The following is an 11557-nucleotide window of genomic DNA, read 5'->3' on the forward strand; positions in this document are numbered from 1 at the left end:
AGCGCGAGCGGGCAATCCCTGTTCCTGAATGACAGATAAAAGAAAGGCAGGGTACTCACCCTGCCTTTCGTGTGTCTTGTGCTTTTAGAAGCCGTAACCTAAGGATTACGCTTCTTTTTTGCTATCAGGCTTTTGCTGTGATGTTTTCTTTTGCTTCTTCGCCGCCTTCTTTTGCTTAGCGGCTTTAAGCTTCTTATCGATCTTAACTTTTTTCTTTTTAACGGTTTTTGTCTTCTTGCTTACTGGTCGCAAGCCATTGATAAAACGCTCAGGCACTTCTTCTTTCATGTAGCGACTAACACGTTCAATCATTGCTTGATCGTGTGCTTCGACCAAAGAGATCGCGGTGCCTTTTTTGCCTGCACGTGCCGTACGACCAATACGGTGTAAGTACACGTCTGAAGTACGAGGCATGTCGAAGTTAATAACGTGGCTAATATCAGGTAAATCGATACCACGGGCTGCAACATCTGTGGCAAGCAGTACGTTCACTTCACCATCACGGAAACGAGCAATCGCGTTGTTACGTGAAAGCTGCGCCATTTCCCCTTGGATCCAGCTACATTTGATGTTCATTGCGGCAAGTTGATCGCGCAATTCACCAAGACGTTCACGGGTTTTGATGAATACAATACTGCGTTCAGCCTGATGCTTCAGAATGTTCTCAAGCAATGCCAGTTTGTGGCCCATGTCATCACAACGCAGGTATAACTGATGGATCTTCTTACGCTCGCGACGTGAAGGCTCAGAGTCAACTTCGACAGGCTCTGTCAGAATCGTTTCCGAGAACTCACGAACACCTTTACCTTCCAGTGTTGCAGAGAACAGAAGGCTCTGGCGGCGCCAGCGACATTCATGGTTGATACGCTCAACAATTTTAGTGAAGCCCATGTCCAGCATACGGTCGGCTTCATCGAGGATTAAGCATTCGATGGCACGGCAATCAAAGCGCTCACCTTCGATGTATTCCATCAGGCGGCCTGGGGTTGCGACAACAAGATCCTGAGTTTTACCCAGAAGCTCTGCGTGATCGTCGTACGAAATGCCGCCTGTAATGGTGAAAATATTTAATTTCGTGTTTTTCGCCAGTGCACGAGCGTGGTCTGCCACCTGAATTGCAAGTTCACGTGTTGGTGTCAGTATCAATACACGTGCAGGACCTGGCTTCTTACGAGGGAAATCAAGTAAGTGCTGGATCATCGGCAGAAGAAATGCGGCTGTTTTTCCGGTACCTGTCGGAGCGGAAGCCAATACATCTCTACCGTCCAGGGCGTGAGGGATAGCCTGCGCCTGAACTTCTGTCGGGCGGGTATAACCGATCTCTTCAATCGCGTGTAATAGTGCGCTATCTAACTCTAATTCGGAAAAGTCTTTCACCAGTCATCTCTCCTCGGACAAGACCAATTCCAATAACAATCGCAACCTTATTTCCGGTGCTGGATAGTGGATCGATCATTAGTGGTATTCATATAAGGGGCGGCATTATAGAGATAATTGCCGCAAGTATCACCGATTAAAGCATAAAAACTTTAGGAACAATTTATCTCATTGCCATTTTACACAATAGCTTTATGTATTATTTCGCTCTGTCCGTGACCTATAGCTTCAGGTAAAAGTCACGGGTAAGTGTAATGAACTCAGGGGAGTACTGGCCGTTGTCATGAATGCAAAGTTGTTCTTCTTTATAGGTTTCTTCTGCGATTGCCCGATCGCATTGTACTGGTGATAGTGCGATCAGCAGTCGGCTGACCGGTTTCTTCTCTGTACTTTTGACGATACACAAACGCTGGCAGTGTAAGCCGTATTCCGGTGCCGACAGTAGCAGTTGACGCCCTTCATATTCCGGCAGAATGAGACTCGCCGATCCTTTTGCGGTTAACAGGTGCTGGATCACCGTGAGCAGCACCTCATGGGGCAGGTTATCGGTATGTCGTGCTGTGGCACGGGCCTGGCAGTCTGCCTGAAGCCCCGCATTAAAATAAGGGGGATTACAGATAATCGCATCGACACTGTGCGCTGGCTGAGTGGCCATCCATTGCACAATATCCTGCTGTATGCACTGTAAGCGATCAGACCAACAGGAAGCGGTGAAGTTATGTTCTGCAGCCTTTGCGGCAGCGGTATCCAGTTCGATAGCAGAAATCGTGCAGAGCGCCGAAGTTGTACGCTGGGCGGCCATTAATGCGAGTAAGCCGCTCCCCGTACCAATATCTACGATATGCCCTTGCAGAGGCAGTTCGGCCCATGCCCCCAGCAGTACGCCGTCAGTACTCACCGGCATGCCGCAGCCGTCGTCATCGACGTGAAACTGTTTAAAAGTAAAACCTTTTGCCATTAGACCTCCTAAAAGAGCCATTATAGCGATAGCCAATACCGACCGCCAAACAAGGAATAAACATTTAAATTTGTTGAATTGTTGTTAAATAGGGTTTAATGCTGTTTCTTATCTTTTACATGGATGGATTATTTTGGTCATTAGTTCCAACTCGTAACTCGATATTGGTTTGATATGCTGGTTTTAGAGTGACAGTGCCGCAGAATATGGTGTTTTTTGCTGCGCGGTTGCTAATTGTTCTCTTTTTCTTCATTATGCTGCGATAAATGTCACATTTAGAAGCAAATATCGTGTGACTCGAAGTGATAAAAAAGCATACACATCATATAAACAGACAACGAGTGGGAAGGTGCAGTTTGAATAAAACACTCAAAGTAACAGACATATTGGCGTTAGGTTTTATGACCTTCGCATTCTTTTTAGGGGCGGGTAACATCATATTCCCACCTCAGGCAGGCCAGTTAGCGGGTGAAAACCTGGTTCCGGCTATGTTCGGTTTCCTTTCAACAGCCGTTGGCTTGCCGCTGATCGGTATTATTGCCGTTGCTGTTGCGGGCGGTGGCTGGAAAGGCTTAACGCGTGATTTACCACCACGTGTCGCAACCCTGATGGCAGTGCTGATCTTCATTATTATTGGTCCAGCTTTTGCAGCACCGCGTACAGGTCTTGTTGCTTACGAAATGGGCGTCAAACCCTTTATTGCTGATGCAGGCCAAACTAGCCTGACAGTCTTCTCGGTATTGTTCTTTGCGGTCGCGCTGTTCTTTGCCTGGTCGCGCGGCAAATTGATCGACATTATTGGTAAGTACCTGACGCCAGCCTTGTTTGCGGTGTTGGCGATTCTTGCCATTGCGGTATTCCTGAACCCTCAGGGTGACATCCTTGCCGCGCAAGGTGCCTATGCCGATCAGGCATTTGTCACTGGTTTCCTTGAAGGCTACAACACCATGGATACCTTTGCCGCTCTGATGTTCGGTATGTTGATTGTTGATGTTATCCGCAAGAAGGGTATCACTGACGATAAAGCGACTTGTACTTATCTGATCTATGCCGGTGTTATTGCGGCTGCAGGCCTGGCATTTGTCTACGTCTCTCTGTTCTATCTTGGCGCAACAAGCTCGGCGGTTGCTGTCGGTGCTGAGAATGGCGGTGCTATTTTAGCGATTTATGTTCAGGCTCTGTTCGGTCCTGTCGGTCAGATCATTCTGTCGTCGATTGTACTGTTGGCGTGTCTGACGACGGCGATTGGCCTGATCAGTGCGTGTTCTGATTACTTCAGCTCACTGACTAAGCTGTCATACGAGAAATGGGCAGTAATTCTGGCCGTAGTTTGTGCGGTGGTTGCTAATGTTGGTCTGAGCCAGCTGATTGCACTGTCGATCCCTGTTCTGTTCGCGCTATATCCGGTTGCTGTCGCACTGGTTATGCTGACCTTTATCCGTAAGTGGCTACCAAACCCACGGATGGCTTACCGTGTGGTACTGCTTGTGTCATTATTGTTCAGCTTTATCGATGCGGCTAAATTTATGGGTATTGATGTTTCGGCGCTTAATATGCTGCCACTGTTTGAATACGGCATGGCTTGGGTATTACCGACATTTGGTGCGATGGTGATCACTCGCTTCATTGGTGGTGATGTTAAGCCGCAGGAAGTTCAAACAGCGTAATTTATCTGCCTGAAAACGAAAAACGGGATGCCTTGGCATCCCGTTTTTGTTGGTTCTAATAACGATAAACTATAGTGAATCGCTATACTCAGTCAAAATTTGTTCACACCATTGAGTAATGCGTTCATCACTCATTTCATACTGGCTGTCTTCATCAAGGGCCAGGCCAACAAAGAACTGCTTATCTTCTGTTAACGCTTTTGATGCTTCAAATTGGTAGCTGTCGTTATTTGGCCAGTAACCGACAACGTTAATCCCGGTTGGCAGCAATTTGTCGTGTAACATGCCCATCGCATCCAGGAACCATTCGGTGTAGCCTTCCTGATCGCCGAGGCCGAAAAAAGCAACGGTTTTGCCTGCCAGCTGCAGACCGTCAAGCTGATCCCATACCGCTTCCCAGTCTTCTTGCAACTCACCAAAGTCCCACGTTGAAATGCCAAGGATCAGCATGTCAAAGTTACTCATGTCGCTAATATTCGCTTCTTTGATGTTATGCAGTTCAATCAGCTCGTCCCCGATACAGTCGCGGATTTTCTCTGCCGCCATTTCGGTATAACAGGTCGTCGAGCCGTAGAATAGGCCAATTTTCATGCTGATAATCCAGTTGGTTTTTGTAATGGCAGAGAGTTTACCTAGCTTCGCTTCCTGAGACTATATTTTACCGTTACATGACAAGTTACTTTTTATCTCAAATAGACTACCATGGCAAAAGTACTGTATTTATATCCATGTGTTTTTTTTTGAGTGGTTTAGAGGCTGTTGTGGAAAACGACGAAATTATCATTGAGCGCTTTCTTGATGCGATGTGGATGGAACGTGGCTTGTCGGAAAACACGCTGGCATCCTATCGTAATGATTTAATGAAGCTGTATAAGTGGATGGAAAATCAGCGTCTGAATTTGGTTGCTGTTTCTGTCGATGATTTGCAGCGCTACCAGCAATGGCTGTTTGATGCTGATTATATGCAGACATCTCGTGCCCGTATGGTGTCTGCCATTCGCCGTCTGTTTCAGTATTTATATCGCGAGAAGCTGCGTGATGATGATCCGAGTGCGATGATGGTAAGCCCAAAGCTTCCCAAACGTTTACCGAAAGATCTCAGTGAAGAGCAGGTGGATGCCTTGCTGGATGCCCCCGATCCTAACGATCCGATAGAATTACGCGACAAAGCCATGCTGGAACTGCTCTATGCCACAGGCTTGCGTGTGACTGAATTAGTGACCCTGACGATGGAAAGCATCAGTTTACGCCAGGGCGTTGTGCGGGTGACGGGTAAAGGTGATAAAGAGCGGTTGGTACCGATGGGCGAAAATGCGGTTGATTGGATAGAACAATTTCTGACCAGCGGCCGACCGCAGTTGCTCGGTGAAAAAAGCTCCGATGTCTTGTTTCCGAGTAAACGGGCAAGACAAATGACCCGCCAGACGTTCTGGTATCGTATTAAGCACTATGCCGTACTGGCTGGCATTGATAGTGACAAGCTTTCACCTCATGTGATGCGTCATGCCTTTGCGACCCATTTGTTGAATTACGGTGCGGATTTACGCGTTGTGCAGATGTTATTGGGCCATAGTGATTTATCAACGACGCAGATCTATACTCATGTAGCGACAGAGCGATTGAAACAGCTTCATGAAACCCACCATCCTCGCGCTTAATGTGGGTGAGTGTCGAGAATCTAGAGCCGAGTGCCGAGTGCCGAGAACCTAATACCGAGTATCTAGTCTCTCGCCTCTTGTTTATAATGAACTTTGAAAGTATTTCGGACTCTTACAGGTCTTACTCTTTAACTCATAATGCTTTAAGGAAATAGTCGAATGCACTTTTTTGGCCGTACGTTACTCGCTACAGCTGTTGCGTTTACTGCTTTTACCGCAATGGCAAAGCCTGACAATGCTGCAATTGAAACGAAATTGAGCGCGATTGGCTTAGTACCAAGCTCTATTTCGCCGTCTCCGCTTTCTGGCCTGAATGAAGCCGTGACTGAACGCGGTATTGTCTATGTTTCTGACGATGGAAGCTATTTCCTTGCCGGTCACCTGTATCAGAATAATGGTGCAGAGCCAACGAACCTGACTGAGCAGAAGATGGCGAAGATCAACAAAGGCAAATTGCAGGGTATGGAAGATGAGATGATCGTCTACCCGGCTAAAAATGAGAAATATGTTGTGACTGTCTTTACCGATACCAGCTGTGGTTATTGCCGTAAACTGCACAATGAAATGCAAACGTATAATGATGCGGGTATTACCATTCGCTACCTCGCTTTTCCTCGTGGCGGTGAGCGTTCCGGTAATTTTGCTGAGATGAGCGCGGTTTGGGGGGCGAAAGATCCCGCTCAGGCGATGAACGATGCGAAAAATGGCGGCTTTGATTCAAGCGGTGTCACCCAGCGTGATGATTTGGTGCGTAAGCAGTATGAGCTGGGTGTGGCAATGGGAGTCAATGGAACACCTGCGATGGTATTGGAAGATGGCACCATGCTGCCAGGTTATCAGCCGGCAGCCAGGTTGCGTCAGATGTTAGATAGCCGAAGCTAATTTTCAGTTTGCTCGATAGCGTTGTTATTTACACAACGCTGAGATTGAAAGCCCGTGACTTGATAGGATCAGATCACGGGCTTTTTTCATGGCTTGTGCCGTGAATTGAGATAGAATGTTATCCACTCAGCCCTCCAAAGTATGCCAGTAATTAGCCAATATGATTGAAATCAAACGTCGACCTCAAGCCGATATATCCGGTTTTTCCAATGCCATCCCCCCCTTGTTACAACGCATTTACGCCAGCCGGGGAATTCACTCGGATGCGGAGCTAGAACGTAGCGCGAAAGGATTGCTGAGTTATGAGCAGTTGTACGGTATTGCACCGGCGGTACAGTTACTGGTGAAAGCATTGGCTGACGATCGACGTATCATTGTGGTCGGTGATTTTGATGCCGATGGCGCAACCAGCTCGGCGTTGTCGGTGTTGGCATTACGAATGCTTGGCTGTAAGAATGTTGATTACTTAGTACCGAACCGGTTTGATGATGGTTATGGCCTGAGCCCTGAGGTGGTTGAGCAGGCTGATGCCCGTGGGGCCGAATTAATCATGACGGTGGATAACGGCGTCTCTTCGATTTCAGGTGTTGCAGCGGCCAAAGCCAAAGGCATGCAAGTACTGGTCACCGATCACCACTTGCCTGGCGGCATATTGCCAGATGCCGATGCTATCGTTAACCCTAATTTGTACGAATGTGAATTTCCGTCAAAAGCATTATGCGGGGTTGGGGTGGCCTTTTATTTGATGCTGGCGCTGCGGGCTGAGTTGCGCAAGATTAACTGGTTTGCCGAGCAGGGCATTGCTGAACCGAATTTAGCCGAACTGCTTGATTTGGTTGCCTTGGGAACGGTGGCGGATGTGGTGGCCCTTGATGGCAATAATCGTATTCTGGTGCACCAGGGCTTACAACGTATCCGGGCGGGAAAATGTCGACCGGGTATTCAGGCGTTGATTGAAGTCGCCAATCGTGATCCTTCACGCTTAGTTACCAGTGATTTAGGGTTTGCATTAGGGCCGCGAATCAACGCTGCCGGGCGGCTGGATGACATGTCGTTCGGGGTTGAGTTGTTAATGTGTAACCATATCCAGGCGGCACGGCGAATGGCGTCTGAGCTTGATGCGTTAAATCAGACCCGAAAAGAAATTGAACAGGGCATGAAAGAAGAAGCCCTGGCGATCTGTGAGCGGCTCAAATTCAATCAGCAAGAGATGCCATATGGTTTAGCGTTGTTCCAGCGTGACTGGCATCAGGGCGTGATTGGTATTCTGGCTTCCCGTATTAAAGAGCTGTATCACCGCCCGGTGGTTGCCTTTGCTGACGCCGGTGATGGTGAAATTAAAGGTTCTTGCCGCTCAATCCCCGGCCTGCACATGCGTGATGTACTGGATCTGATTGATACCAAAAATCCGGGTATGATTTTAAAATTTGGTGGCCATGCCATGGCGGCAGGCTTGACCATCCCGGAAGAAAAGCTGATCGCCTTTAGCGAAGCCTTTGATTTGGCAGTACGTAACGAATTGGATGAAGATGCGTTAAAAGGTGTGTTGTTAACCGATGGCGAGTTGGCCAGTCATGAGCTGAATTTGGACACCGCAGAAATCCTGCGTGCTGGTGGACCGTGGGGGCAGCAATTTCCGGAACCGTCATTTGAAGGTATGTTCAGGTTACTGCATCAGAAGCTGGTCGGTGGCAAGCACCTGAAAATGATGGTCGAGCCACTCAGTGGCGGCAGTGTGATTGATGCAATTGCCTTCAATATCGATCTTAAGCGCTGGCCCGATGCGTCAGTACAACAGATCCGATTGGTCTACCGCCTGGACGTCAACGAATACCGTGGTAACCGCAGTGTTCAGTTGATGATAGAGCACATGGCTGCGAAATAAGGCCCGCGACAGATCTAACCGCAAAGGCGAGACTGAATAAGGTCTCGCCTTTTTTGTATATAGAGTAAAAAGGTGAATAATTAGTGATCCTTAGCGGATTTTATTACCACCATCAGATGTGGATAAATTATTGCAGTCGGGCTGCGAATATCTTTTTGTGATCTGCTTCAGAAAATAAATTCGTCGATAACCTTTCTGCGCCTCTGTATATTCTATCTACAATTCGATAGAATCCTCCCGTTATGTCCATTTCGACGATGAAGAGTGGCAATGTTCGAGATTAATCCTATTAAAAACCGACTTGAGGATGTATCAGCACGTACTGATATCCTTAGGGGGTACCTTTGACTATGATGCTAAGAAAGAGCGTCTGGAAGAGGTAAATGCAGAGTTAGAGCAACCTGAAGTGTGGAATGAGCCAGAACGTGCTCAAGCTTTGGGTAAAGAACGCGCGGCATTAGAAGCTGTGGTCGATACTATCGATCAACTGGATCAAGGCGTTGAAGACGTTGAAGGTCTGCTTGAATTGGCGGTGGAAGAAAACGACCAGGAAACCTTCGATGAAGTTGATTCAGAGCTGGCAGAGCTGGAAACGAAGCTAGAGAAGCTGGAGTTCCGTCGGATGTTTGCCGGTGAGCATGATGCGTCTGACTGTTATATCGACCTGCAAGCAGGTTCCGGTGGTACGGAAGCACAAGACTGGACGTCGATGATGCTACGCATGTTCTTGCGCTGGGCTGATGCCAAAGGCTTCAAGACTGAAATTATTGAAGTGTCTGCAGGTGATGTGGCGGGTCTGAAGTCGGCAACAGTACGTGTCAGCGGCGAATACGCGTACGGCTGGTTGCGGACAGAAACCGGTGTCCACCGTTTAGTGCGTAAGTCACCGTTTGATTCAGGTGGTCGTCGTCATACCTCATTTGCTTCTGCGTTCGTGTATCCTGAAATTGATGACAATATTAACATTGACATCAATCAGTCAGATCTTCGTATCGATGTATACCGTGCATCAGGTGCGGGTGGTCAGCACGTAAACACTACGGAATCTGCGGTGCGTATTACCCACGTTCCAACCAATATTGTGGTGCAGTGTCAGAATGACCGTTCTCAGCACAAAAACAAAGATCAGGCGATGAAGCAGTTGAAAGCAAAACTGTTCGAGTTTGAGATGCAAAAGCAAAATGCTGAGAAGCAAGCCAGTGAAGATTCGAAGTCTGACATTGGCTGGGGCAGCCAGATCCGTTCATACGTCCTGGATGATTCTCGAATTAAAGATTTACGTACAGGGGTGGAAAATCGTAACACCCAAGCTGTACTTGACGGCGATTTAGACCGTTTTATTGAAGCCAGCCTGAAATCAGGCCTCTAACCGAATTTGGTTACAAAATTAAAGGGTCAACCCATGACTGATCAATTACAAGATGAAAATAAGCTGATTGCTGAACGTCGTGCGAAGCTAGAAAAAATTCGCCAACAGTGTCAAGCAAATGGCCACCCGAATGATTTCCGTCGTGACAGCCTGGCTGCCGACTTACAGGCTGCATTCGGTGACAAGACAAAAGAAGAGCTGGAAGAAGCCGGCAACGTTGTCGCGATTGCGGGCCGTCTAATGGCTAAACGAGGCCCATTCCTGGCAATTCAGGACGTTTCTGGCCGTATTCAGGCATATGCCACGAAAGATGTTCAGAAAGAGCTGAAAGAAAAGTATTCAGGTTTAGATATCGGTGACATCATCGGTGTTAAAGGTCAGCTTCATAAGTCAGGTAAAGGTGATCTTTACGTGAATATGGGTGAGTACGTGCTGCTGACGAAAGCGCTTCGTCCGCTACCGGAAAAATTCCATGGTCTGACTGATCAGGAAATGCGTTACCGTCAGCGTTATGTCGATCTGATCGTAAATGAAGATTCACGTAATACAATGATGATGCGTTCAAAAGTCGTGAGTGCGATCCGCCAGTTCATGACCACGAAAGGTTTCATGGAAGTGGAAACACCAATGATGCACGTCATCCCTGGTGGTGCAACGGCGCGTCCGTTTACGACTCACCACAACGCACTGGATATCGATATGTATCTGCGTGTGGCACCTGAGCTATACCTTAAGCGTCTGGTAGTTGGTGGCTTTGAGCGCGTGTTCGAAATTAACCGTAACTTCCGTAATGAAGGTCTGTCGCCTCGTCATAATCCAGAATTCACCATGATGGAATTCTATATGGCGTATGCTGACTATAACGATCTGATGGATCTGACAGAAGAGATGCTCAGCAGCATTGCGATTGATCTGTGCGGTTCACCAAAATTACCGTATGGTGATGAAATGATCGACTTTGGTGGTCCGTATACTCGTATAAGCATGCTGGACGCGGTGAAGCAGTATAATCCTGACAATGCAACAATTCAGGCGCTGACTTACGAGCAGGTGCAAGATCGCGACCTAATGGCAAATATCGCGAAAGAATTGCATGTCGAAGTTGAACCATTCTGGACGTGTGGCCAGCTATTAGAAGAGATCTTCGGCGAAACGGCCGAATCTCAACTGCTGCAGCCGACTTTCATCACAGAATACCCAGCCGATATCTCGCCGCTGGCGCGTCGTAACGATAACAACCCATTCATCACGGATCGTTTTGAATTCTTCGTTGGCGGTCGTGAAGTGGCAAATGGTTTCTCTGAGCTTAACGATGCAGAAGATCAGGACCAGCGCTTTAAAGCACAGGTTGAAGCGAAAGATGCCGGTGATGACGAAGCAATGTTCTACGATGCAGACTACATCACTGCACTGGAGCACGGTCTGCCACCGACAGCGGGCCAGGGCATTGGTATCGACCGTCTGGTAATGCTGTTTACTAACACCCATACTATCCGCGACGTTATCCTGTTCCCGGCGATGCGTCCGCAAAGCAACAATTAATTGTTGTTTTAATAGCGGTTATTTTGAAGGCCACCCAGTAGGGTGGCCTTTTTATTGACACCAACTTGCTGCCCGCAGAGCGTTTATCCCTCTTTTCCACTCATCCTTTATTGCTTATCTGTCTGCTTAAATTGTGTTTCCTATCGTCATAAAAAGTTTCTCAACATTCCAATAGTGAATTTTCTAGCGTGATTTGATTCACATATTCAATAATTATAA

At 47.7% G+C, this 11557-nt stretch carries 9 protein-coding genes; 6 read left to right on the top strand and 3 right to left on the bottom strand.

All coding sequences use genetic code 11. From position 1 onward, the window contains the following. Positions 1-105 precede the first annotated feature (105 nt). Together srmB and L4D76_RS07625 are read right to left on the bottom strand one after the other, a co-directional pair. Positions 106-1377, bottom strand: a complete 1272-nt coding sequence (srmB, locus tag L4D76_RS07620; RefSeq protein ID WP_428440321.1) for an ATP-dependent RNA helicase SrmB — start codon at positions 1375-1377, stop codon at positions 106-108. Between the two features lie 220 nt (positions 1378-1597). Beyond that, a complete protein-coding gene (locus L4D76_RS07625) occupies positions 1598-2335 on the bottom strand; it encodes a tRNA1(Val) (adenine(37)-N6)-methyltransferase (protein WP_428440322.1) in 738 nt (245 codons plus the stop codon). A 356-nt stretch (positions 2336-2691) separates the two neighbouring features. Here L4D76_RS07625 and brnQ point away from each other — a divergent pair, with 356 nt between their 5' ends. Continuing rightward, complete coding sequence (gene brnQ / locus L4D76_RS07630) at positions 2692-4002, top strand: branched-chain amino acid transport system II carrier protein (RefSeq protein WP_428440323.1); 1311 nt, start codon at positions 2692-2694, stop codon at positions 4000-4002. A 69-nt stretch (positions 4003-4071) separates the two neighbouring features. Here brnQ and fldB read toward each other — a convergent pair whose 3' ends face one another. After that, a complete protein-coding gene (gene fldB / locus L4D76_RS07635) occupies positions 4072-4593 on the bottom strand; it encodes a flavodoxin FldB (RefSeq protein ID WP_428440324.1) in 522 nt (173 codons plus the stop codon). A 137-nt stretch (positions 4594-4730) separates the two neighbouring features. Here fldB and xerD point away from each other — a divergent pair, with 137 nt between their 5' ends. From xerD to lysS, 5 genes are all read left to right on the top strand, one after another. After that, entirely contained in the window at positions 4731-5660 is a 930-nt protein-coding gene (xerD, locus tag L4D76_RS07640; RefSeq protein ID WP_428440325.1) for a site-specific tyrosine recombinase XerD, read from the top strand. Between the two features lie 159 nt (positions 5661-5819). Continuing rightward, complete coding sequence (dsbC, locus tag L4D76_RS07645; protein WP_428440326.1) at positions 5820-6542, top strand: bifunctional protein-disulfide isomerase/oxidoreductase DsbC; 723 nt, start codon at positions 5820-5822, stop codon at positions 6540-6542. A gap of 160 nt (positions 6543-6702) precedes the next feature. Next, positions 6703-8427 carry a single-stranded-DNA-specific exonuclease RecJ gene (recJ, locus tag L4D76_RS07650; RefSeq protein WP_428440327.1) on the top strand — a complete coding sequence of 575 codons (1725 nt, stop codon included), beginning with the start codon at positions 6703-6705 and terminating at the stop codon, positions 8425-8427. 270 nt (positions 8428-8697) lie between these two features. Then, positions 8698-9796 (top strand): peptide chain release factor 2 gene (gene prfB / locus L4D76_RS07655; RefSeq protein ID WP_428440328.1). Its coding sequence is split into 2 segments (ribosomal slippage): positions 8698-8772 and positions 8774-9796, totalling 1098 coding nucleotides; the frame shifts between segments, so codons are not numbered across the junction. 33 nt (positions 9797-9829) lie between these two features. After that, on the top strand, positions 9830-11338 hold the full coding sequence (gene lysS / locus L4D76_RS07660; protein WP_428440329.1) for a lysine--tRNA ligase: 1509 nt from the start codon (positions 9830-9832) through the stop codon (positions 11336-11338). The last annotated feature ends 219 nt before the right edge of the window (positions 11339-11557 follow it).

Source organism: Photobacterium sagamiensis (assembly GCF_050337085.1).
In the GTDB taxonomy this organism is placed as follows: Bacteria; Pseudomonadota; Gammaproteobacteria; order Enterobacterales; family Vibrionaceae; genus Photobacterium; species Photobacterium sagamiensis.